The sequence below is a fragment of the Pelagibius marinus genome, assembly GCF_014925385.1.
GTDB classification, from domain to species: Bacteria; Pseudomonadota; Alphaproteobacteria; order Kiloniellales; family Kiloniellaceae; genus Pelagibius; species Pelagibius marinus.
Genome location: NZ_JACSDK010000009.1, coordinates 25,810 through 47,293, shown reverse-complemented (window position 1 = coordinate 47,293; position 21,484 = coordinate 25,810). Strand labels below are relative to the sequence as shown.

The following is a 21,484-nucleotide window of genomic DNA, read 5'->3' as shown; positions in this document are numbered from 1 at the left end:
TCAGCAATAGCGTTCTCTGACAAAGCAGGGGAATTTCCATGAGCTTTACCATCGTCGAGCAGGCTCCCGCGCGCCTGAACCGCAGCGAGCTGGCTGTCCCGGGCAGCAACCCGAAACTCTTCAAGAAAGCGGCGGAATCCGATGCCGACGTCATCTTCCTCGACCTGGAGGACGCGGTGGCGCCGGACGACAAGCCGCAGGCGCGCAAGAACATCATCAAGGCCCTGAACGAGATCGACTGGGGCAACAAGACCATGTCGGTGCGCATCAACGGGCTCGACACCCACTACATGTACCGCGACGTCATCGACATCATCGAGCAGGGCGGCGAGCGCCTGGACCTGATCATGATCCCCAAGGCCGGCACCGCCGCCGACATCTATGCCGTCGACATGCTGGTGACCCAGGCCGAGGAAGCGGTCGGCCGCAAGAAGAAGATCGGCTTCGAGATGATCATCGAAACCGCGTTGGGCATGGCCAACGTCGACGAGATCGCCAAGGCCTCGCCGCGCAACGAAAGCCTGCACTTCGGCGTCGCCGACTACGCCGCCTCCACCAAGGCCCGCACCACCGTCATCGGCGGCCCGAACGAGCTGTACGGCGTGCTGACCGACCCGGACGACAAGGGCGAACGCCTCTATCACTGGGGCGACATGTGGCACTACGCCGTCGCGCGCATGGTGGTCGCCGCCCGCGCCGCCGGCCTGCGTCCCATCGACGGCCCCTTCGGCGACTTCTCCGACCCCGAGGGCTTCCGCGCCCAGGCGCGCCGCGCCGCGGTGCTGGGCTGCGAGGGCAAGTGGGCCATCCACCCGAGCCAGATCGGCCTGGCCAACGAGGAGAACAGCCCCTCCAAGGCCGAGGTCGACAAGGCCAAGCGCATCCTCAAGGCCATGCGCCAGGCCCAGAAGGAAGGCAAGGGCGCGGTCTCGCTGGACGGCCGCCTCATCGACATCGCCTCCATCAAGCAGGCCGAGGTCATGGTCAAGAAGGCGCGCCAGATCGCCAAGGGCTGATCCGGCCCCTTCCAGACCTTTCGGTGCGACCTTTCAGAGCCGGCGGTCCCCTCTGCGTTGGGGGAGCCGCCGGCTTTTCCGTTCGGCCGTCGTGATCGGCCTCACTTGATTTGCCTCGCTTGATTCCGGAGAAAAATTGCGGCAAAGGGTTTCGCCGGCCGCCTCGCGCCCTACATTTTCGGGCGACAGTTAGGCGTGCCAGACGCGAAATGCTGTGTTAGATAGAGGCCCATGCACAATTTTCTCGACTTCGAAAAGCCGATCGCCGAGCTCGAAGGCAAAATCGAAGAACTGCGGCATCTCTCCGACGACGGGGAGATCAACATCGCCGACGAGGTCGAAAAGCTGCAGGGCAAGGTCGACCGCCTGCTGCGCCAGACCTACGGCAAGCTTTCCGCCTGGCAGAAGACCCAGGTGGCCCGCCACCCCGACCGCCCGCATTTCCAGCACTACATCTCGGCCCTGTTCGAGGACTTCACGCCGATGGCCGGCGACCGCCTGTTCGGCGAGGATCACGCCATCGTCGGCGGTCTGGGCCGCTTCCGCGGCTATTCGGTCATGGTCATCGGCCACGAGAAGGGCGCCGACCTCAATTCGCGCGTGAAGCACAACTTCGGCATGGCCCGGCCCGAGGGCTACCGCAAGGCGCAGCGCCTGATGCGCATGGCCGAGCGCTTCGGCCTGCCGGTCATCACCCTGGTCGACACCGCCGGCGCCTATCCCGGCATCGGCGCCGAGGAGCGCGGCCAGGCCGAGGCCATCGCCCGTTCCATCGAGGTTTGCCTGAACGTCGAGGTGCCGCTGCTGTCGGTGATCATCGGCGAAGGCGGCTCCGGCGGCGCCATCGCGCTGGCCGCGGCCAACCGCGTCTACATGCTGGAACACTCGATCTACTCGGTGATCTCGCCGGAAGGCTGCGCCTCGATCCTCTGGCGCTCCGGCGAGCAGGCGCAGGAGGCCGCGGAGGCCCTGCGGCTGACGGCCCAGGACCTCTTACGCCTGGGCGTCATCGACGACATCATCCCGGAACCCCTGGGCGGCGCCCACCGCGCGGCCAAGATGACCATCAAGGGCGTCGGCGACAAGCTGGAGGCAGGCCTGCGCGAGCTGGTCCGCGACAACGGCCTGCAGTTGAAACAGGCCCGCCGCCAGAAATTCCTGGATATGGGCCAGAAGGGCCTCGGCTGAGCCTCTCCGCCCGGAGGCTTCTCCCCACCAAATTGCAGAGCGTTGCGGCGATCGCAGCCGCCGAAGCCGGAATCGCGGCCTTTCTCCCCGGGCCGCCGGTCCGGGGCACGCGCGCCGCAACCCTTCGTCGCAATTTGGCACAGCATGGCTCTTGAATCACACCGGCGAAGGGGGACTAATAGACGGACCACCTGCGCAACAAGACTGGAATGCCGCGGCCAGCCCGCAGGTGGGGGAGGCTTTTCATAAACGGAACGGGAGAACTCAAAAGATGCTTCTCAAGAACTTTAGACGCGCCGCGCTGGGCTTCGGCTTGGCCGTGGCGCTCACCGGCGGCGCGCAGGCCGAAAAGGTCCTGCGGGTCGGCAACGACGGCGAACCGCAGTCCATGGACCCGCACTACATCTCCACGGTGCAGACCAGCCGCCTCTCCGACGACATGATCATCGGCCTGCTGACCTACGGCCAGGACGGCCAACCGATCCCCGGGGCCGCGGAAAGCTGGACCATCAGCGAAGACGGCAAGACCTACACCTTCAAGATCCGCGACCACGTCTGGTCCGACGGCACGCCGGTGACAGCCGGCGACTTCGTCTATGCCTGGCGCCGCCTGCTGGCGCCCGACACCGGCGCCGAATACGCCTCGCTGCTCTACATCGTAAAGGGCGCCGAGGACCTGAATACCGGCAAGGCCGGCCCCGAAGCCCTGGGTGTCGAGGCGGTCGACGACCAGACCCTGCGTGTGGAACTCACCGCAGCGGCGCCTTATTTCCTGGCACAGCTTGCCCACCAGACCGCCTTCCCCGTGCCCAAGCATGCGGTCGAGAAGTACGGCCGCGACTGGACCAAGCCCGAGAACATCGTCGTCAACGGTCCCTACATCCTGACCGAATGGCAGCCGAAGGTGCAGGCCACCCTGGTCAAGAACGACAAGTTCTATGACGCCGACAACGTCGCCATCGACAAGGTCATCTACTACGCCATGGAAGATCGCACGGCGATGCAGAAGCGCTTTCGTGCCGGCGAGATCGACATTGCCCGCGACATCGCCTCCGAGCAGATTGACTGGCTGCGCGAGAACATGGCCGACAGCCTGCGCATCGCGCCCTATGCCGGCATCTACTACTACGTCTTCCGCTCCGACAAGGAGCCCTTCACCGACGCCCGGGTGCGCAAAGCGCTCTCCATGGCGATCAACCGCGAAGTCATCACCGACAAGGTGCTGCGCACCGGCGAGCTGCCGGCCTACAGCTTCGTGCCGCCGGGCACCGGCAACTACGGTGAGCCAAAGTACGCCGACTTCAAAGGCAAGTCCTACGGCGAAGCGGTAAAGGAGGCCAAGGCCCTGCTGACCGATGCGGGCTACGGCCCGGACAAGCCGCTGAACATCACTCTGCGCTACAACAACTCCGAGAACCACAAGCGCATTGCCGTGGCGGTGCAGAACATGTGGAAGCAGATCGGCGTCAATGCAGAGCTGTTCAACACCGACGGCAAGATCCACTACGCCGACCTGAAGCAGGGTGATTTCCAGGTCGCCCGCGCCGGCTGGATCGCCGACTACAACGACGCCCAGAACTTCCTTTTCCTCATGGAGAGCAAGAGCGGGCCGATCAACTACTCGAAGTTCAACAACGAGAAGTTCGACGGCCTGATGGCCGAGGCGGAAGCGGTCTCGGACCTGGGCCAGCGCGCCAAGATCCTGGGCGAGGCCGAGGCAGTCGCCATGGACGGTCAGCCCGTGGCGCCGATCTACTACTACGTCTCCAAGCAGTTGATCTCGCCGAAGGTGATCGGCTGGGTCGACAACGCGCCGGACAAGCACCCGACGCGCTTCCTGGACCTGGAGCAGTAATCGCAGCTTCCTGAAGATGGACGGCGGATCCTTGGACTGGGGGTCCGCCGTCCCCTTCGCCGTTCTTCCAAGGGAGTCTGCTGGTGCTGTCCTATGCGCTGAGACGACTCGTGACCGCGGTGCCGACGCTTTTCGTCATCATCACCGTGGCCTTCTTCATGATGCGGCTGGCCCCGGGCGGGCCCTTCGACTCGGACCGCGCGCTGCCGCCGGAGATCGAGAAGAACATCAACGCCGCCTACGATCTCGACAAGCCGCTGGTCGAGCAGTACCTCATCTACCTGGGCCGTATCCTCAAGGGTGACTTCGGGCCTTCGCTGAAGATCCGCGATTTCTCGGTCGGCGAGCTCATCGCCTCCGGCGCCCCGGCCTCCATGGAGCTCGGTTTCTCGGCCATCCTCCTGGCCCTCGTCATCGGTGTCAGCTTCGGTACCCTGGCGGCCCTGCGCCAGAACAGCGGCACCGACTTCTCGGTCATGTCGGTCTCCATGATCGGTATCGCCGTGCCTAATTTCGTCATGGCGCCGCTGCTTTCCCTGGTGCTGGGCGTCTATTTCGACCTGCTGCCGACCTCCGGCTGGGGCAGCGGCGAGCTGCGCTACAAGGTGCTGCCGGTGGTCGCCCTGGCCCTGCCGCAGATCGCCTACGTCGCGCGCCTGACCCGCGGCTCCATGGTCGAGGTGCTGCATTCCAACTTCGTGCGCACCGCCCGGGCCAAGGGCCTGCGCGAGCAGCTGGTGGTGGTGCGCCATGCGCTGAAGGGCGCGATGATGCCGGTGGTCTCCTACCTCGGGCCCGCCACGGCGGCGGTGATGACCGGCTCGGTGGTCATCGAGACCATCTTCGGCGTGCCCGGCATCGGCACCTACTTCGTCAACGCGGCGCTGAACCGCGACTACCCCCTGGTGATGGGCGTGGTCATCGTCTACGCGGTGCTGATCATGCTGCTCAACCTGGTGGTCGACCTGCTCTACGCCGTGCTCGACCCCAAGGTGAGGTACGGCTGATGATCCACACCACGGCACCCGGCGACGGCCTGGCCGCCCTAGAGGAAGTCAAGGGGCGCAGCCTGTGGCAGGACGCCCTGGCGCGCCTGCTGCGCAACAAGGCGGCGGTGGTCTCCATCGTGGTGCTGGGCATCATCGCGGTCATGGCGATCTTCGCGCCGCTGTTGAGCCCGCACCCCTACGACGAGATCTACTGGGACCGCATCCAGGCGGGCCCCGATTTCGCCAACGCCCACTGGTTCGGCACCGACGGCAACGGGCGCGACATGTTCATCCGCGTGCTCTACGGCGCCCGGGTGTCGCTGGCCGTCGGCCTGCTGGCCACCACGGTCTCCCTGGTCATCGGCGTGACCTATGGGGCCATCGCCGGCTTCATGGGCGGGCGTATCGACAACCTGATGATGCGCATCGTCGACGTGCTCTATTCGCTGCCCTTCATGTTCTTCGTCATCATGCTGATGGTGGTCTTCGGGCGTAACATCTTCCTCATCTTCGTCGCCCTGGGCGCGGTGGAATGGCTGACCATGGCGCGCATCGTGCGCGGCCAGACCATCTCGGTGAAGCGCAAGGAGTTCATCGAGGCGGCCCAGGCCGGCGGCGTCTCCAACACCAAGATCATCTTCCGTCACGTGATCCCCAATGTGCTGGGGCCGGTCATCGTCTATATGACGCTCACCATCCCCCAGGTGATCCTGACGGAATCCTTCCTCTCCTTCCTGGGCCTGGGCGTGCAGGAGCCGCTGACCTCCTGGGGCGTGCTGATCTCTGAAGGCGCCAAGGTCATGGAGTTCGCGCCCTGGATGCTGTTCTTCCCGGCGGCCTTCCTGGCGGTGACGCTCTTCGCCTTCAACTTCATCGGCGACGGCCTGCGCGACGCCCTCGATCCGAAGGACCGCTGAGATGAGCAACATCCTAGAGGTCAGCAGCCTGGACACCCGCTTCGCCACGCCGGAGGGCGAGGTGCACGCGGTCAACGATGTCTCCTTTCACATCGAGGCGGGCGAGAGCGTCGGCGTGGTCGGCGAGTCCGGCTCCGGCAAGACGCAGATCTTCCTCTCCATCATGGGCCTCCTGGCCAAGAACGGGCAGGCCACGGGCTCCGTGCGCTACCGCGGCAAGGAGATTCTCGGCCTGCCGTCCCGCGAGCTGAACAAGATCCGCGGCGTCACCCTGTCGATGATCTTCCAGGATCCCATGACCTCGCTGAACCCTTACCTGCGGATTTCCAAGCAGATGACCGAGGTGCTGGTGGAGCACAAGGGCGCCGGCGAGGCCGAGGCGCGGCGGCGGTCCATCGAACTGCTGGACCGGGTCGGCATTCCCTCGGCCAAGGATCGCTTCGATCTCTATCCGCACGAGTTCTCCGGGGGCATGCGCCAGCGCGTGATGATCGCCATGGCGCTGCTCTGCGAGCCCGACCTGCTGATCGCGGACGAGCCGACCACGGCGCTGGACGTGACCATCCAGGCGCAGATCCTGGACCTCATGGCCGACCTGAAGCGTGACTTCAACACCGCCATCATCATGATCACCCACGACCTGGGCGTGGTCGCCGGGCTCTGCGACCGGGTCATGGTGATGTACGCTGGCCGGGTGGTGGAGACCGGCGGGGTGCGCGATATCTTCTACCGGCCGCAGCACCCCTACAGCCTGGGCCTGCTGAACTCCACGCCGCGCCTCGACGAGGCCGGGGCCACCCAGCTTTCCACCATTCCCGGCCAGCCGCCGAACCTGCAGGCCCTGCCGACCGGCTGCGCCTACCAGGAGCGCTGCCCTTACGTCTTCGAGGCCTGCCGCAGCCGAGAGCCCGCCTTGCAGTCCTTCGGGGAAGGCCGCGCCAAGGCCTGCCATCTGGAACGCCTGGAAGGAAAACGCCTGAAAGAAGGGGAGCCGGCATGAGCGAGACCCTGCTGTCGGTCGACGACCTGAAGGTCCACTTCCAGATGCGCGTCGGCGGCATCTTCGTCGGGCGCTACCGGCCGCTGAAGGCGGTGGACGGGGTCAGCTTCGACCTCCAGGCCGGCGAGACCCTGGGCATCGTCGGGGAGTCGGGCTGCGGCAAGTCGACCTTGGGCCGCGCCATCCTGCGCCTCATCGAGCCGACCGCCGGACGTGCCGTCTGGCTGGGCGACGACCTCGCCGCGCTGGATCCCAAGGCGATGCGGGCCCGGCGCCAGGACATGCAGATCATCTTTCAGGATCCCCTGGCCAGCCTCAACCCGCGCATGACCGTGGGCGAGATCATCGCCGAGCCGCTGCGCACCTTCGAGCCGGGCCTGGGCCGCCAGGCGGTAAAAGCGCGGGTGAAGGACATGATGGCCAAGGTCGGCCTCTTGCCGCAGATGATCAACCGCTACCCGCACGAGTTCTCCGGCGGCCAGTGCCAGCGCATCGGCATCGCCCGGGCCATGGTGCTGGGACCGAAGCTGATCGTCTGCGACGAGCCGGTCTCGGCCCTCGACGTCTCCATCCAGGCGCAGATCGTGAACCTCTTGATGCGCCTGCAGCGGGAATTCGGCCTGACGCTGATCTTCATCAGCCACGACCTCTCCGTGGTGCGCCACATCAGCCACCGCATCATGGTGCTCTACCTGGGCAAGGTGATGGAGATCGCCGACCGCGAGGCGATCTACTCGCGCGCGCGCCACCCCTACACCCAGGCGCTCATCTCCGCCGTGCCGATCCCCGACCCGGACAAGGAGCAGGCGAAGCAGCGCCTGGTGCTGCAGGGCGACCTGCCCTCGCCGCTGGCGCCGCCTTCGGGCTGCGTCTTCCGCACCCGCTGTCCCAGGGCGACGGAGCTCTGCGCGCAGCAGGCCCCGCCGCTGGAGGAAGACGGCAGCGGCGACCTGCATAAGGTCGCCTGCCACCACTGGCGCGAGTGAGCGACCTTTTCAGGCCGCTTGCCCCGCGGCTTTGAAGCCGCCCTGGATCTTCTTGGCCTGCTTCATGGCCTTGGTCGCTTCCTTCGAGGTCACCGCGACCGTAGTGTGCAGATCGGTGACGCCGCCGGTCGCGGCCGCCACGAAGAGTACCGACATGAGGTCGGTGAGGTTCTTGTCGCTCTCCATGACCACCAGGAAATCGTACTCGCCGAAGGTGACGTAGTAGTTGAGCAGCTTGCCGCCCGCGGCCTTGACCAGACCGGCGACAGCTTCTGCTCGGTCCTCTGGCTTTGCGACCATGCCTCTGATCGCTTCGCGGCTGTAATGGCCTTGTGTGATGTAGATCGTCATCTGTTCTCTCCCGACCTTGTCCCGATCAGAACCAGATGGTTTGCGAACCGACGTTCTAGAGGTTAGCACCGGCGCGGCGCGGCCCACAGCGGAAACCGCGCAGCTAGGCCAAAGCGTGGCGGCGGCTTGACCGGCCCCCACTCCGGCCCGGATACTTCCTGCAAAATGCAACGGGAGGGAAGAGTCGCCATGACACGGCTGACTGAGGCGCAGGAAGGCATCCGGGAAAAGGCGCGGGAACTGGCCGAGGCGGTGATCGCCCCGCGCGCGGCGGAGGTCGACCGCGAGGAGGCCTATCCCTGGGACAACTGCCGGGCCCTGCGCGAGGCCGGCTTCTTCGGCATGACCATCCCGAAGGACTACGGCGGCCCGGGCCTCGGCTTCCTGGAGGTGGCCCTGGTCATCGAGGAGATGGCGCGGGTCTGCGGCGTCACCGGGCGCATCGCGGTGGAGGCCAACATGGGCGCGGTCAGCGCCATCATGGCCTACGGCAGCGAAGCGCAGAAGCAGATCGCGGCGAAACAGGTGCTCTCCGGCGACAAGCCGGCGATCTGCATCACCGAACCCGGCGCCGGTAGCGCCGCGACCGAGATGACCACGCGGGCCGACAAGAAGGGCGACCGCTATATCCTCAACGGCGGCAAGCACTGGATCACCGGCGGCGGCGTCTCGCAGCTGCACCTGATCTTCGCCCGTGTCTTCGAGGACGGGGTCGAGCAGGGCATCGGCGGCTTCATCGCGCTGCGCGATCCGGAAAAGGGCACGCCCAAGGGCCTGCGCATCGGAAAGCGCGAGCCCACCATGGGCCTGCGCGGTATTCCCGAGACCGAGATCCTCTTCGAGGACCTGGAGATCCCGGAGGACAGGCTGCTGATGCCGCCGCAGGGTCTCAGCCGCGGCTTCGGCGCGCTCATGTCCGCCTACAACGCCCAGCGCGTCGGCGCGGCCACCGTGGCCCTCGGCATCGCCCAGGGCGCCTACGAGCAGGCCCTGGCCTACGCGGGCAAGCGCGAGCAGTTCGGCCGCCCGATCGCCGAATTCCAGGGTCTGCAGTGGATGCTGGCCGACATGGCGACGCAGCTCGCCGCCGCCCGCGCCCTGATCCACAAGGCCGCCGACTGCGGCAAGGGTTTCCCCGACGTGCTGGAGGCGGCGCAGGCCAAGGTCTTCGCCTCGGAGATGGCGATCAAGGTCACCAACGACGCCCTGCAGGTCTTCGGCGCCGCCGGCTACTCGCGCAACAATCCGCTGGAGCGCATGGTGCGCGACGCGCGCATGTTCACCATCGGCGGCGGCACCGCGCAGATCCTGCGCACGGTCATCGCCTCGCGCATCCTGGAGCGCAAACTGCCGCAGACGCGCGACGGCTACCTGAACCTGCCGCGGGCGGGGGAGTAGCCGCACAAGCCGTCATGCTCGGGCTTGACCCGAGCATCCATTTCCATGAAGGACCGGCTCGTGGAGGCGGCACCATGGACCCTCGGGTCAAGCCCGAGGGTGACAATTATGTCTGGGAATGAGGGTAGGCTAAGCCTTCAGCCCAGCTTGCCGTGGCAGTGCTTGTATTTCTTGCCGGAGCCGCAGGGGCAGACGGCGTTGCGCGAGACCTTGCCCCAGGTGGAGGGGTCGCGGGGATCGATCTCGGCGGCGGCGGCGCGGCTGGTGGTCGGCTGGGCCACGGCGCGCGGCTGCGGCGCTTCCGCCGGCTCGGCCCCGGCGCCCGCCGTCGCCATGGCGACGTCCTGGCGGCCTTCGTGCATTTCCTGCTGCGGGCGCGGCACGTCGATGGGCTCCTGTGGGCGCAGCTCGACGCGGCTCAGCAGGCTTATGGTCTCCTCGCGCACCTCGGCCAGCATGCTCTCGAAGAGGTCGAAGGCCTCGCGCTTGTACTCGATCAGCGGGTCGCGCTGGCCGTAGGCGCGCAGCTGCACGCCCTGGCGCAGGTGGTCGAGGGACAGCAGGTGGTCCTTCCACTGGCGGTCCAGCACCAGCAGCAGGATCTGCTTTTCCAGGCCGCGCATGACCTCGGGGCCGAAGTTGGCGGTCTTGGCCGCCATGCGCTGCTTCACCGTGCTGGCGATGCGCTCCTTGATCTCCTGGTCGGCGATGCCCTCTTCCTTGGCCCAGTCCCGGATCGGCAGGTCCAGGCCGAAGAGACGCAGCACCTCTTCGTGCAGCGAGTCGACCTGCCACTGCTCGGAATAGGCCTGGGCCGGAATGAAGCGGCTGACCAGGGCATCGATGACGTCGGCGCGCATCTCCTCGACGGTTTCCTGCACGTCGTCGGCGCGCATCAGGTCCTTGCGCTGCTCGAAGACCACCTTGCGCTGGTCGTTCATGACGTCGTCGTACTTCAGCAGGTATTTGCGGCCTTCGAAGTGGCGGGCCTCGACCTTCTGCTGCGCCTTTTCCAGGGCCTTGTTGACCCAGGGGTGGACGATGGCCTCGCCCTCCTGCAGGCCCAGCTTCTGCAGCATGGAGTCCATGCGCTCGGAGCCGAAGATGCGCATCAGGTCGTCTTCCAGGGAAAGGAAGAACTTGGAGGCGCCGGGGTCGCCCTGGCGGCCGGCACGGCCGCGCAGCTGGTTGTCGATGCGCCGGCTCTCGTGGCGCTCGCTGCCGACGATGTAGAGGCCGCCGGCGGTCAGCGCCTGCTGCCTGGCGGCGGCGATCTCGGCCTCGATCTCGGTGATCTTCTTTTCGCGGGCGGCTTCGTCCTCGATGTGCGCGGCTTCCTGCGCAATGCGCATTTCCAGGTTGCCGCCCAGCTGGATGTCGGTGCCGCGGCCGGCCATGTTGGTGGCGATGGTGACGGCGCCGGGCACGCCGGCCTGGGCGATGATGAAGGCTTCCTGCTCGTGGAAGCGGGCGTTGAGCACCTGGTGCTTGATGCCTGCCTTCTTCAGCATCTCGGCGAGCAGCTCCGACTTCTCGATCGAGACCGTGCCGACCAGGATCGGCTGGCCGCGCTCCTGGCAGTCGCGGATCTGCTCAAGGATCGCCTGGTATTTTTCCTTGGCGGTGCGGTAGACCTCGTCGTCGGAGTCCTCGCGGACGACCTCGACGTTGGTCGGGATCTCGATGACTTCCAGGTTATAGGTCTCCAGGAACTCGCCCGCCTCGGTCATGGCCGTGCCGGTCATGCCGGCCAGCTTGGGATAGAGGCGGAAGTAGTTCTGGAAGGTGATGGAGGCCAGCGTCTGGTTTTCCTGCTGGATGGTCACGCCTTCCTTGGCTTCCAGGGCCTGGTGCAGGCCTTCGGAGTAGCGACGCCCTTCCATCATGCGTCCGGTGAATTCGTCGATGATGACGACCTTGTCGTCCTTGACGATGTAGTCGGTGTCGCGGCCGAACAGCTTGTGGGCGCGCAGCGCCTGGTTGGCGTGGTGCAGCAGGCTGACGTTCTGGATGTCGAAGAGGCCGCCCTCTTCGATATGGCCGGCCTCGCGCAGCAGCTCTTCCATGTGCTCGGCGCCGACTTCGGTAAAGGTCACGGAGCGCGCCTTCTCGTCCTTCTCGAAGTCTTCCTCCGTCAGGCTGGGGATCAGCTTGTTGACGGCGATATAGGCCTCCGAGGAGTCCTCGGCCGGGCCGGAGATGATCAGCGGCGTGCGGGCCTCGTCGATCAGGATCGAGTCGACCTCGTCGACGATGGCGAAGTTGAACTCCCGCTGGACCAGGTCCTCCAGGCGGAACTTCATGTTGTCGCGCAGATAGTCGAAGCCGAACTCGTTGTTGGTGCCGTAGGTCACGTCGGCGGCGTAGGCGGCGCGGCGCTCGTCCTCGCTCAGGCCGTGGACGATGCAGCCGGTGGTGAGGCCCAGGAAGCGGTAGATCTGGCCCATCCACTCGGCGTCGCGCTTGGCCAGGTAGTCGTTCACCGTGACCACGTGGACGCCCTTGCCGGAGAGCGCGTTGAGGTAGACCGCCAGGGTGGCCACCAGGGTCTTGCCTTCGCCGGTCTTCATCTCGGCGATCTTGCCCTGGTGCAGCACCATGCCGCCGACCAGCTGGACGTCGTAGTGGCGCTGGCCGAGGGTCCGCTTGGCGGCCTCGCGCACCGTGGCGAAGGCGTCGGGAAGGATGTCGTCCAGGCGCTCGCCCTGGGCCAGGCGGCCGCGCAGCTCGGCGGTGCGGGCGCGCAGGGCCTCGTCGCTCAGTTCCTGGAGCTGCGGCTCCAGGGCGTTGATCGCCGTCACCGTGGGGTTCAGACCCTTCAGGAAGCGGTCGTTCGCAGACCCAAAGAGCCGCTTGGCGAGCACGCCGAACATGCGAGATCCTTACGATTTGGTGAGTGGCGGCCGGAGCCCCCTTTTTTACGTGGTGTGACACATAGGGCCCCGGCTTCAGGCTGTCAACGATGCTCCCGGGGGTGTCGCCCGGGGCCGCCCGCGCTCTACCCGGGGTCGATGCGCCGGCAGGCGCCGGAACGCCTGGATCCGCCCCCGCCGCCCCCTTGCGAACCCTTGTGATATGGCCCGCGCCGTGCATGATGCGTAGCCATGGCGCGTCGCAGACCCCAGAGGATTTCCCCTTTTGCGCAGAGGCCCCGGATTTCCGGCCTTTTCAGGCGCCGTGGCCGCGCTGCGGCCGTGCTGCTGCCGACCCTGCTTTCGGTGCTGATCGCGGGGGCCGCGGGCCGGCCGCTGCAGGCGCAGGAAGGGGGCGATCCCCTGCCGCTGACCCTGCCAACGCCGGGCGGCGAAGGCGAGGCCTCCGAGGCCGAGGTCGCCCGCCTGAAGGACGCGCTGAAGGAAATGAACGCGCAGAATCCCGTGGTGGCGCGGGTCAACGGGCACGGCATCCGCTGGGCGGAGGTGGTGGCCTCGGCCCAGGACCTGCCGCCGCGCTACCGCGATCAGATCGAGTCGGTCTTTCCGGCCCTGCTCGACCGCCTGGTCGACCTGCGCCTGCTGGCCGACGCGGCGCGGGCCGAGGGCCTGCGCGACGATCCCGTCGTCCGCGAGCGCCTGGCGAGCTTCGAGGACCGGGTCCTGTCGAGTGTCCTGCTGGAGCGCTATCTGAACGAGAAGGTCTCCACCGCCGACCTGCGGGCGCGTTACGACGCCCTGGTGGCGGCGCGGCGCGGCGACCAGGAGATCCGCGCCCGGCACATTCTGGTCGAGAGCGAGGAAACGGCCGAGGAAGTCATCGCCCGCCTGAACCAGGGCGAAGTCTTCATCTCCCTGGCCAAGGAACTGTCCACAGGAGCCTCGGCCGCGCGCGGCGGCGACCTGGGCTATTTCCATCCCAGCCGCATGGCGCCGGCTTTCGCCGCGGCCGCCCTGGCGCTGGAGCCCGGCGAGTACACCGCCGCGCCGGTGCGCACCGAATTCGGCTGGCACGTCATCCTGCTGGTCGACCGGCGCGCCGATAACATTCCTTCCTTTCTGGACATGCAGGACAAACTGCGCGAAGAGGCTAGGAAAGAAGCCGTCGACCAGCTGGTCTTCAGCCTGCGCCGCGAGGCCTCTGTTGAGATGTTTCCCGAGGACGGCACGTCCGGGGCGGGAAGCGCCCAATGAGCCGCCGCCCCGCAGTCTGCGAGAGAGAATTCGAGCCCGTGGAAGTTTCCGCAAAAAAAGCATAGTCGGGCCGTTGTTCATCGGGCCGCCGGGGTACGCGGCCCTTCAAGGAGAATTTTTTCATGTCTAAATCGTCTTCCGTCGTCGCCGTGGTCGTCGCCCTGCTGGTAGGGGCCGCCGGGGGCTATGGCATCCAGACCTACCTGGCCAAATCTGGCATGACCGGGCCGGGCATGGCCGGATCTTCCATGAACGAGCCGGAGGCCGCCGCGGAGTCCGAAGAGAGCCAGATGGCCGCCGAGGGCGAAGGCGCCGGCGATGAAGGCGATCCCATCGCCATCGTCAACGGCCAGAACCTTTACGAGTCCGACCTCGTCGCCTTCCTCCAGCGGCTGCCCCCGCAGCTGCAGGCCCAGGCCCAGATGCTGATGCCGCAGATCCTGGAGCAGGTGGTGAACAACGAACTGGCGACCCAGGCCGGCCACAAGGCCGGACTGGCCCAGGACGCCGAGGTGATGAGCCAGCTCGGCAAGGTCGAGGACCTCATCGTCGGCCAGACTTACCTGCAGCGCGCCATCGACGAGCAGGTGACCGACGACAAGCTGGAGACGGCCTACCAGAAGTACCTGGAGGAGAACCCGCCGCAGCGTGAGCTGAAAGCGCGCCACATCCTGGTGGAGACCGAGGACGAGGCCAAGGCGGTCATCACCGAGCTGGACGGCGGCGCCGATTTCGCGGAACTGGCCAAGGAGAAGTCGACCGGGCCGAGCGGCGCCAACGGCGGCGAGCTGCCGCCCTTCCAAGAGGGCCAGATGGTGCCCGAGTTCTCCGACGCCGCCTTCGGCATGGAGGTCGGCACCTATTCAAAGGAACCGGTGAAGACCCAGTTCGGCTTCCACGTCATTCTGCTGGAAGAGAGCTCCATGACCGAGCCGCCGACCAAGGAGGCCGTCGAGGGTGAGCTGCGCGACCAGCTTTCCCAGGAGGCCGCCGCGGCGGTCATCGCCGAGCTGCGCGAGGGTGCCGAGATCGAGGTCCTCTTCGGCCAGCCGGAGGAAGAGGCGACGCCGCAGGGCGGCGGCGAGGCCGATACCGATCCCGCGCCGGAGAACAACTAGGCCGGCCCAACCCAACCGACCAGGGATGCTGAAGATGCCTGCGACGACCTGCCGGGAAGCTTTGCCATGGCTTTAGAGGTCTCTCCCCTTGCGCCGAAGCGCTTTCCGGGCCTGCCGGAGATCGACGGCCTGCAGTTTGCGACGGCCGCCTGCGGCGTAAAGTACAGGGGGCGGCCGGACGTCTGCCTCATGGTGCTGGATCCGGGCAGCACGGTCGCCGGCGTCCTCACCCGTTCCAAGACCGCCTCGGCGCCGGTGGAGTGGTGCCGGGCGCAGCTGCCCCACGGCCGCGCCCGTGCTGTCATCGTCAACTCCGGCAACGCCAACGCCTTCACCGGCAAGACCGGGGAGACCTCGGTCAAGCGGGTGGTCCAGGCGGTTGCCGGCGCCCTGGGGTGCCGGCCGCAGGACGTGCTGGCGGCCTCCACCGGCGTGATCGGCGAGCCGCTGCCCACCGAGCGCATCATCAAGACCGTGAGGGGCCTGCCAAAAAAGCTGAAGGCCGACGGCTGGAAGACCGCGGCGCGGGCGATCATGACCACCGACACCTATCCCAAGGGTGCGCTGCGCAAGGCGGAAATCGGCGGCAATCCGGTGACGCTGGCGGGCATCGCCAAGGGCTCCGGCATGATCGCGCCGGACATGGGCACCATGCTCTCCTTCGCCTTCACCGACGCGCGCCTGCCGGGCCCGGTGCTGCAGGCCCTGCTGCGCCAGGCGGCGGACAGGACCTTCAACTGCATTACCGTCGACGGCGACACCTCGACCAGCGACACCCTGCTGCTCGGCGCCACCGGCAAGGCGAAGCATCCGCGCATCAGTGATCCGCGCGATCCGCGCCTGGCCGATTTCCGCCGGGCCTTGGAGGACCTGCTGCGCGACCTCGCCCAGCAGGTGGTGCGCGACGGCGAGGGTGCCAGCAAGTTCATCACCATCAACGTGCGTGGCGCCGCCTCGCAGGGCGCGGCCCGGCGCATCGGGCTGGCGATCGGCAATTCGCCGCTGGTGAAGACGGCCATCGCCGGCGAGGATGCCAACTGGGGGCGTATCGTCATGGCCGTGGGCAAGTCCGGCGAGCGCGCCGACCGCGACCGCCTGTCGATCGCCATCGGCGGCGTGCAGGTCGCCGAGGCCGGCGAAGTTGTGCCCGGCTACGACGAGGCGCCGGTGGCCGCCCACATGAAGGGCAGCGACATCGACATCGATGTGGACATCGGCATCGGCCGCGGCCGGGCCACGGTCTGGACCTGCGACCTGACCCACGGCTACATCTCGATCAACGCCGACTACCGGAGCTGAGCGCCGTGAACGAGGCAGCGGACGACGCCGGATGCTGGCAGGCCGACGAACGCGCCGCGCCGGCCAGGCCGATTCTGCTGGTCGCCGCGGCGGCGCTGGTGGACATCGACGGCCGGGTGCTGATCGCCCAGCGCCCGGAAGGCCGTTCCATGGCCGGCCTCTGGGAGTTTCCCGGCGGCAAGGTGGCCGAGGGCGAGACCCCGGAAGCCGCGCTGGTGCGCGAACTGCACGAAGAGCTGGGAATCGACACGCGGCAAAGCTGCCTCGCGCCCATCGCCTTCGCTTCCCACGCCTATGACGACTTCCACCTGCTGATGCCGCTCTTCGCCTGCCGCAAGTGGGAGGGCCAGCCGCACGGCCGCGAGGGACAGGCGCTGGCCTGGGTGAGGCCGGCGCGGCTCAGCGACTACGACATGCCCCCGGCCGACGTGCCGCTGGTCGCCCTGCTGCGCGACCTGCTGTAACACGGCCCGGCCCTGGCGCCGTTGCCTTCTGCGACATTTCCGTGAGCGAAACGAGAAAACTTGCTACTGGCGGTTGCTGGCGGGTAGAATGTTCAGTGCAAGTTTCTGCTCAATATTTTTATGTGATTGCTCAAGTGTCTCGTGTCTACGCTTATTAGCCGCAATATTACACTCGCGGATCGGCGAACGAGCATCCGCCTGGAACCAGAGATGTGGGACGCACTGACCGAGATCTGCACTCGGGAAGGGCGCAGCCTGCACGACATCTGTGCCCAGGTGGACAAGGAGCGTGACCAGTCCGGGCTCACCGCCGGCGTGCGGGTCTACATCCTCAACTATTTCCGTGACGCGGCGACCGAGGAAGGCCACGCCCTGGCCTTGCAGCGCCGCAACCACAACAGTGGCAACAGCGGCAAGAGCGACGGTCACGGCTGACCGGTTTTCGCGCGGGCGCGGACGGAGGGTGAATCAGCGCTTCGGGTCGGCCTTGTCGCCGCTCGGCAGTTCCGCGCTGTCCAGCGCCTCGGCCAGGCGCGCCTGCGCGCTGCCCGGGGCGAGCGGGCGCTGCTGGGAAGCGTGGGGCGTCCAGCCGGTCAGGTAGAGAATCTCAAAGGTGGCGGGGATACGCCCCTCGCTGTCCGCGTGGCGCTCCTGGTACAGCGCGGCGGCGCGCAGCAGGGTTTCGCGCCGGCTGAAGCCGCGCCGCCGGTTGCGGTCGGCGCCGCTCTCCCCCATGCCGCGCAGGTCGCCCATCAGCTTAAGCGCCGTGGGATAGGTGACGGTGATGCTGTCCATGTCGGCGACCGGCAGGGCGAAGCCGGCGCGCTGCAGCAGGCCGCCCAGGTCGCGCAGGTCGGCGAAGGGCGAGACGCGCGGCGAGACGCCGCCCTCGACCTCGCTTTCGGCCTGCATCAGCGCCGCGCGCAGCTCCTTCAGGCTCTCACCGCCGATCATCGCGGCGAGGAACAGGCCGTCCGGCTTCAGCATGCGGGCGATCTGCAGCAGCGTGCCCGGCAGGTCGTTCACCCAGTGCAGGCTGAGCACCGAGAGGACGAGGTCCAGGGAGCCCTCGGCGAAGGGCAGGGCCTCTTCGTCGGCGACCAGGCTGGGCGCGCGCGCCGCGGCCAGGCGGGCCATGGCCGGGGAGAGGTCGGCCTGGACCAGGGTCTCGATGCCGCCCAGGCCCGCCGGGTATCCGGCCAGCAGTTCGGCGACCACGCCGTGGTGGCAGCCCAGGTCCAGCGCCAGGGGGAAGCGGCGGCGAATGTCCTGCAGCCGGTCGAGCAGGCGCTCGGCCACCTCGCGGATCAGGAAATCGTGCTCGCCGATCGCGGCCGCGGCCCGCTCGCGGTGGCGGCGCAGGCTGGCGCGGTCGAAGATCTCCGGCGAGGCATTGGAGAGGCTGTCGCTCATGGCCGCACTATGGCGCGCCGGGCCGTCTGCGGAAAGGCTCCACCCGGCAACACCGCAGATTGACCGGCGACCAGGGCTCGGCCACCATCGCGGGATGTGGGGGATCAAGCAGACGATTGCGACAGAAGCGCCGCCGCGCGGGCAGGCGCCGGGGCCGCGCTTCCCCCTGCTGCGCCCCGTGGTGCGCGCCCTCGACCTGGTGCTGCCGCCGCGCTGCCTGGGCTGCGGCGACCTGGTCGAGAACCAGGGCGCGCTCTGCCCGGCCTGCTGGTCGGGCATCACCTTCCTGGCCGAGCCGCAGTGCCGGCGCTGCGGGCTGCCTTTCGCCTATGACGAGACGGCGGGTGACGAGACGGCGGGTGACGGGACGGCGGGCAGTGCCGAGGGGGGCGGCCTGGCGTGCGGCGCCTGCCTGGCCGAACCGCCGCCTTTCGAGCGGGCCCGCGCGGTGATGCGCTACGACGAGGGCAGCCGGCCGCTGCTGCTGGGCTTCAAGCACGGGGATCGCACCGAGGCGGCCGCGCCCTACGCCGCCTGGATGGCGCGCAGCGGCCGCGACCTGATGGCGGCGGCGGAGGTCGTGGCGCCGGTGCCGCTGCATTGGCGCCGCCTGTTTTCCCGGCGCTACAACCAGGCGGCCCTGCTGGCGCGGGCCCTGGCGCGGCGCCAGGGCCTGCCGGAGGTCCCGGACCTGCTGCTGCGCCGCCGGGCGACGCCCAGCCAGGGGCGCCTCACCCGCAGTGAACGCCAGCGCAACGTGGCCGGCGCCTTCGCGGTGAACCCGCGCCGCGCGAAGCTGTTGAAGGGCCGCCGCCTGCTGCTGGTCGACGACGTGATGACCACCGGCGCGACGGTCGCGGCCTGCAGCCGCGCCGCCTTGAAGGCCGGGGCGGCGGCCGTCGACGTGCTGCTGCTGGCCCGGGCGCTGCGGGATTGAGCGGGCGCCCTGAACAAGGCCCGGTCTGGACAAGCGCGGGGGGCGACACCATCTTCTCCCCTTGGGCCCCTTTGCGGGGCCGGGTCAGTCGATGGGATGGGTACCAGGACACCATGGCGAAGGTTGAGATCTATTCGAGCATGCTCTGCGGCTTCTGCTACCGGGCGAAGAAGCTGCTGGAGCAGAAGGGCGCGGAATTCACCGAGATCGACGTGATGGTGAACCCCAAGCGCCGCTCCGAGATGGTCGCGCGCAGCGGCGGGCGCACCTCGGTGCCGCAGATCTTCATCGATGACCGCCACATCGGCGGCTGTGACGAGCTCTTCGCCCTGGAGTCCAGCCACAAGCTCGACGCGCTGCTGCAGCCCGGCGCCTGAGCGCCCCTATTCCCCAGCTTCCGTTTCCTCTTCTTCCGCCGGGGCTCGCGCGCAGAGCCGCTGCACCGCCGCGGCTTTGGGCTGTTCGACAACCACGTTCTCGTAAGCGATGACGTCCAGGCGGCCCTGGAAGGCTTCCAGCAGTTCGCCGGCATACAGCAGGAAGTGCGGGTTGCTCGGCTTGCCGAAGCGCTCGTTGCCCTTGGCGAAGGTTTCGTAGATCAGCACTCCGCCGGGGGCCAGCGCCGCCGCCAGCGGGCCGAAGAGCGGCCGGTGGAGGTAGTTGGTGACCACGATGCCGCCGAAGCGCCGTTCGAGGAAGCTCGGCGGCGGGCCGCCCTCCAGGTCGCAGGTCAGGGCTTCCAGGCGCGGATCGTCGGCCAGCGCGCCCAGGCGCGAGAGGTCACGGTCGACCGCCAGCACCGGGTGGCCGCGCTCCAGGAACAGTCGGCTGTGCCGCCCGCCCCCGCAGGCCAGGTCCAGGACCGGCGCCCCAGCGGGCACAAGGGGCGCGAAACGCCGCACCCAGGGCGAGGGACCGCCGCTTCCCGGGTGTTTTTGCCCGCCTTCCGGGCCTTTCGTGGTGCTTTGACTATCGGCCTGTTTCACCCTATTTCTTTCCTGTAAGGGTTCTTGATTGGCCCCTTGGCGGACCTGTGATGGGAACTTCCGGATCGCAATGATCGTCTACGACCTCAAATGCCGTAAAGACCACGTCTTCGAGGCGTGGTTTCCCGATAGCGCCAGCTTCACCGCCCAGGCCGAGGCGGGCAAGGTCGTCTGCCCGGTCTGCGGCAGCAGGAAAGTGACCAAGGCGCTGATGGCGCCGGCGGTTGTAACGAGCCGGCGCGGCAAGGCCGAGCCGGCGGACCGCGCCCAGGAAACGCCGCAGGAGTCGCCCCGGGAGAACGGTCCCGCCGCCGCGGCCCTGGCCGACAGCGAGAAGGCCGGCGAGCTGCGCCGCATGTTGCGCGAGTTGCGCGACCATGTGGAGAAGAACTGCGACTACGTCGGCGACCAGTTCGCCGAGGAAGCACGCAAGATCCACTACGGGGAAAGCGATCCGCACGGGATCTACGGCGAAACCTCCGATGCCGAGGCCAAGGAATTGCAGGACGAGGGCATCGAGGTGGCGCGGGTGCCCTGGCTGCCCCGAGAGAACTCCTAAGAGGGAAAACTCCCAGGGGCGAAGTCTGCCAGGCCCTCAGCCCTTTCCTGCGGCCTCAGGGCGCGCGGCCACCAGCATGTAGTTCACGTCCAGATCGCGCGGCGCCAGGCGCCAGCTGTCGGTCAGCGGATTGTAGGCGACGCCGGTCATCTCCGTGACCTCCATGTCGGCCTGGCGCAGGGCGCGGGCCAGTTCCGAGGGGCGCAGAAAGCGGCGCCAGTCGTGGGTCCCCCGCGGCAGCCAGCGCAGCAGATACTCGGCCCCGACGATGGCCAGCAGAAAGGCCTTCGGCGTGCGGTTCAGGGTGGCCAGGATCATCAGGCCGCCGGGCCGCACCAGGGCCGCCGAGGCGCTGAGGAAGGACTCCACGTCGGCGACGTGCTCGACCACCTCCATGTTCATGACGGCGTCGAAACGCCCACCGCTCTCCGCCAGGGCCTCGACGCTGCCGTGGCGGTAATCGATGTTCAGCCCCGCTTCCGCCGCGTGCAGGCTGGCGATCCGGATGTTCTTCTCGGCGGCGTCCAGGCCGGTGACCTCAGCGCCCAGGCGGGCCAGCGGCTCCGACAGCAGCCCGCCGCCGCAGCCCACGTCCAGCAGCTTCAGGCCTTTGAGGGGGTTCTCGGCCAGGGGATCGCGCCCGAAATGGGCGCAGAGCCGGTCACGGATGAAGGCCAGGCGCACCGGGTTGAAGCGGTGCAGCGGGCGAAACTTGCCCTCCGGGTCCCACCAGGCCTCCGCCATGGCGGAAAACTTGGCGATCTCCTCCGCATCGACGCTCGCCGCGCCGGCGCCAGGCTGTCGTTCCGTCTCACCCATGCTTCCCTGCCTCAAACCTGTGCCTCGATCCTGCGTCCTGCACCCGTCGCGGGCGGCCGAAA

The 21,484-nt window shown here is 67.8% G+C and carries 21 protein-coding genes; 16 read left to right on the top strand and 5 right to left on the bottom strand.

The features are described from left to right. Nucleotides 1–38 precede the first annotated feature (38 nt). The 7 genes from H7X47_RS10165 to H7X47_RS10135 all read left to right on the top strand — a co-directional run bounded on the left by H7X47_RS10165 (nucleotide 39) and on the right by H7X47_RS10135 (nucleotide 7,951). Nucleotides 39–1,016 (top strand): HpcH/HpaI aldolase/citrate lyase family protein, encoded by a 978-nt coding sequence (locus H7X47_RS10165; protein WP_193368564.1) that lies wholly within the window; start codon nucleotides 39–41, stop codon nucleotides 1,014–1,016. Between the two features lie 231 nt (nucleotides 1,017–1,247). Next, nucleotides 1,248–2,204, top strand: coding sequence for an acetyl-CoA carboxylase carboxyltransferase subunit alpha (locus tag H7X47_RS10160; protein ID WP_193368563.1), 957 nt, complete (start codon nucleotides 1,248–1,250; stop codon nucleotides 2,202–2,204). Nucleotides 2,205–2,475: 271 nt separating this feature from the next. Beyond that, nucleotides 2,476–4,059, top strand: coding sequence for a peptide ABC transporter substrate-binding protein (locus tag H7X47_RS10155; RefSeq protein ID WP_193368562.1), 1,584 nt, complete (start codon nucleotides 2,476–2,478; stop codon nucleotides 4,057–4,059). 83 nt (nucleotides 4,060–4,142) lie between these two features. Then, nucleotides 4,143–5,066, top strand: coding sequence for an oligopeptide ABC transporter permease OppB (gene oppB / locus H7X47_RS10150; RefSeq protein WP_193368561.1), 924 nt, complete (start codon nucleotides 4,143–4,145; stop codon nucleotides 5,064–5,066). Further along, nucleotides 5,066–5,965, top strand: a complete 900-nt coding sequence (locus H7X47_RS10145) for an ABC transporter permease subunit (protein WP_193368560.1) — start codon at nucleotides 5,066–5,068, stop codon at nucleotides 5,963–5,965. The genes oppB and H7X47_RS10145 overlap by 1 nt, the downstream gene beginning before the upstream one ends. Before the next feature lies 1 nt (nucleotide 5,966). After that, nucleotides 5,967–6,965 carry an ABC transporter ATP-binding protein gene (locus tag H7X47_RS10140; RefSeq protein ID WP_193368559.1) on the top strand — a complete coding sequence of 333 codons (999 nt, stop codon included), beginning with the start codon at nucleotides 5,967–5,969 and terminating at the stop codon, nucleotides 6,963–6,965. Beyond that, nucleotides 6,962–7,951, top strand: coding sequence for an ABC transporter ATP-binding protein (locus tag H7X47_RS10135; RefSeq protein WP_193368558.1), 990 nt, complete (start codon nucleotides 6,962–6,964; stop codon nucleotides 7,949–7,951). Before H7X47_RS10140 ends, H7X47_RS10135 begins: the two co-directional genes overlap by 4 nt. A gap of 9 nt (nucleotides 7,952–7,960) precedes the next feature. Here H7X47_RS10135 and H7X47_RS10130 read toward each other — a convergent pair whose 3' ends face one another. Then, the gene (locus tag H7X47_RS10130; RefSeq protein WP_193368557.1) at nucleotides 7,961–8,302 is read right to left on the bottom strand and encodes a GYD domain-containing protein; all 342 of its coding nucleotides are present in this window, start codon (nucleotides 8,300–8,302) and stop codon (nucleotides 7,961–7,963) included. 189 nt (nucleotides 8,303–8,491) lie between these two features. Between H7X47_RS10130 and acdA the strand changes: the two genes are divergently transcribed. Further along, entirely contained in the window at nucleotides 8,492–9,700 is a 1,209-nt protein-coding gene (gene acdA / locus H7X47_RS10125) for a 3-sulfinopropanoyl-CoA desulfinase (protein ID WP_193368556.1), read from the top strand. A 137-nt stretch (nucleotides 9,701–9,837) separates the two neighbouring features. Here acdA and secA read toward each other — a convergent pair whose 3' ends face one another. Further along, a complete protein-coding gene (secA, locus tag H7X47_RS10120; protein WP_193368555.1) occupies nucleotides 9,838–12,573 on the bottom strand; it encodes a preprotein translocase subunit SecA in 2,736 nt (911 codons plus the stop codon). A 321-nt stretch (nucleotides 12,574–12,894) separates the two neighbouring features. Between secA and H7X47_RS10115 the strand changes: the two genes are divergently transcribed. The 5 genes from H7X47_RS10115 (at nucleotide 12,895) to H7X47_RS10095 (ending at nucleotide 17,143) form a co-directional block, all read left to right on the top strand. Next, entirely contained in the window at nucleotides 12,895–13,827 is a 933-nt protein-coding gene (locus tag H7X47_RS10115; protein ID WP_193368554.1) for a peptidylprolyl isomerase, read from the top strand. A gap of 122 nt (nucleotides 13,828–13,949) precedes the next feature. Further along, nucleotides 13,950–14,945: a peptidylprolyl isomerase gene (locus H7X47_RS10110; protein WP_193368553.1), complete on the top strand. Its 996-nt coding sequence runs from the start codon at nucleotides 13,950–13,952 to the stop codon at nucleotides 14,943–14,945. A gap of 66 nt (nucleotides 14,946–15,011) precedes the next feature. Continuing rightward, entirely contained in the window at nucleotides 15,012–16,244 is a 1,233-nt protein-coding gene (argJ, locus tag H7X47_RS10105; RefSeq protein WP_193368552.1) for a bifunctional glutamate N-acetyltransferase/amino-acid acetyltransferase ArgJ, read from the top strand. Between the two features lie 71 nt (nucleotides 16,245–16,315). Continuing rightward, the gene (mutT, locus tag H7X47_RS10100; protein ID WP_437126579.1) at nucleotides 16,316–16,708 is read left to right on the top strand and encodes an 8-oxo-dGTP diphosphatase MutT; all 393 of its coding nucleotides are present in this window, start codon (nucleotides 16,316–16,318) and stop codon (nucleotides 16,706–16,708) included. A 210-nt stretch (nucleotides 16,709–16,918) separates the two neighbouring features. Further along, on the top strand, nucleotides 16,919–17,143 hold the full coding sequence (locus tag H7X47_RS10095) for a ribbon-helix-helix domain-containing protein (RefSeq protein WP_437126575.1): 225 nt from the start codon (nucleotides 16,919–16,921) through the stop codon (nucleotides 17,141–17,143). Between the two features lie 33 nt (nucleotides 17,144–17,176). Here the strand turns inward: H7X47_RS10095 and H7X47_RS10090 are convergent, their stop codons facing one another. After that, nucleotides 17,177–18,121 carry a methyltransferase domain-containing protein gene (locus H7X47_RS10090; RefSeq protein ID WP_193368549.1) on the bottom strand — a complete coding sequence of 315 codons (945 nt, stop codon included), beginning with the start codon at nucleotides 18,119–18,121 and terminating at the stop codon, nucleotides 17,177–17,179. On the opposite strand from H7X47_RS10090, the gene H7X47_RS10085 reads away from it, so the two are divergent. Both H7X47_RS10085 and grxC read left to right on the top strand, forming a co-directional pair. Continuing rightward, nucleotides 18,120–19,058: a ComF family protein gene (locus H7X47_RS10085; RefSeq protein WP_227010365.1), complete on the top strand. Its 939-nt coding sequence runs from the start codon at nucleotides 18,120–18,122 to the stop codon at nucleotides 19,056–19,058. The two genes, H7X47_RS10090 and H7X47_RS10085, sit on opposite strands and share 2 nt — an antisense overlap. 113 nt (nucleotides 19,059–19,171) lie before the next feature. Beyond that, nucleotides 19,172–19,435: a glutaredoxin 3 gene (grxC, locus tag H7X47_RS10080; protein ID WP_193368548.1), complete on the top strand. Its 264-nt coding sequence runs from the start codon at nucleotides 19,172–19,174 to the stop codon at nucleotides 19,433–19,435. Between the two features lie 6 nt (nucleotides 19,436–19,441). Here the strand turns inward: grxC and H7X47_RS10075 are convergent, their stop codons facing one another. Continuing rightward, nucleotides 19,442–20,044, bottom strand: coding sequence for a class I SAM-dependent methyltransferase (locus tag H7X47_RS10075; RefSeq protein ID WP_227010364.1), 603 nt, complete (start codon nucleotides 20,042–20,044; stop codon nucleotides 19,442–19,444). 70 nt (nucleotides 20,045–20,114) lie between these two features. Here H7X47_RS10075 and H7X47_RS10070 point away from each other — a divergent pair, with 70 nt between their 5' ends. Beyond that, a complete protein-coding gene (locus H7X47_RS10070) occupies nucleotides 20,115–20,603 on the top strand; it encodes a DUF1178 family protein (RefSeq protein ID WP_193368547.1) in 489 nt (162 codons plus the stop codon). Between the two features lie 36 nt (nucleotides 20,604–20,639). Here H7X47_RS10070 and ubiG read toward each other — a convergent pair whose 3' ends face one another. Continuing rightward, on the bottom strand, nucleotides 20,640–21,422 hold the full coding sequence (ubiG, locus tag H7X47_RS10065; protein ID WP_193368546.1) for a bifunctional 2-polyprenyl-6-hydroxyphenol methylase/3-demethylubiquinol 3-O-methyltransferase UbiG: 783 nt from the start codon (nucleotides 21,420–21,422) through the stop codon (nucleotides 20,640–20,642). Nucleotides 21,423–21,484: the final 62 nt, after the last annotated feature.

Coding starts and splice junctions, on each gene's coding strand:
- H7X47_RS10135 (WP_193368558.1), top strand. CDS start 6,962: ATGAGCGAGACCCTGCTGTCGGTCGACGACCTGAAGGTCCACTTCCAG.
- H7X47_RS10130 (WP_193368557.1), bottom strand. CDS start 8,302: ATGACGATCTACATCACACAAGGCCATTACAGCCGCGAAGCGATCAGA.
- H7X47_RS10140 (WP_193368559.1), top strand. CDS start 5,967: ATGAGCAACATCCTAGAGGTCAGCAGCCTGGACACCCGCTTCGCCACG.
- H7X47_RS10070 (WP_193368547.1), top strand. CDS start 20,115: ATGATCGTCTACGACCTCAAATGCCGTAAAGACCACGTCTTCGAGGCG.
- H7X47_RS10090 (WP_193368549.1), bottom strand. CDS start 18,121: ATGAGCGACAGCCTCTCCAATGCCTCGCCGGAGATCTTCGACCGCGCC.
- H7X47_RS10165 (WP_193368564.1), top strand. CDS start 39: ATGAGCTTTACCATCGTCGAGCAGGCTCCCGCGCGCCTGAACCGCAGC.
- ubiG (WP_193368546.1), bottom strand. CDS start 21,422: ATGGGTGAGACGGAACGACAGCCTGGCGCCGGCGCGGCGAGCGTCGAT.
- grxC (WP_193368548.1), top strand. CDS start 19,172: ATGGCGAAGGTTGAGATCTATTCGAGCATGCTCTGCGGCTTCTGCTAC.
- argJ (WP_193368552.1), top strand. CDS start 15,012: ATGGCTTTAGAGGTCTCTCCCCTTGCGCCGAAGCGCTTTCCGGGCCTG.
- H7X47_RS10085 (WP_227010365.1), top strand. CDS start 18,120: ATGGCCGCACTATGGCGCGCCGGGCCGTCTGCGGAAAGGCTCCACCCG.
- H7X47_RS10110 (WP_193368553.1), top strand. CDS start 13,950: ATGTCTAAATCGTCTTCCGTCGTCGCCGTGGTCGTCGCCCTGCTGGTA.
- acdA (WP_193368556.1), top strand. CDS start 8,492: ATGACACGGCTGACTGAGGCGCAGGAAGGCATCCGGGAAAAGGCGCGG.
- H7X47_RS10145 (WP_193368560.1), top strand. CDS start 5,066: ATGATCCACACCACGGCACCCGGCGACGGCCTGGCCGCCCTAGAGGAA.
- H7X47_RS10155 (WP_193368562.1), top strand. CDS start 2,476: ATGCTTCTCAAGAACTTTAGACGCGCCGCGCTGGGCTTCGGCTTGGCC.
- H7X47_RS10095 (WP_437126575.1), top strand. CDS start 16,919: ATGTGGGACGCACTGACCGAGATCTGCACTCGGGAAGGGCGCAGCCTG.
- secA (WP_193368555.1), bottom strand. CDS start 12,573: ATGTTCGGCGTGCTCGCCAAGCGGCTCTTTGGGTCTGCGAACGACCGC.
- H7X47_RS10160 (WP_193368563.1), top strand. CDS start 1,248: ATGCACAATTTTCTCGACTTCGAAAAGCCGATCGCCGAGCTCGAAGGC.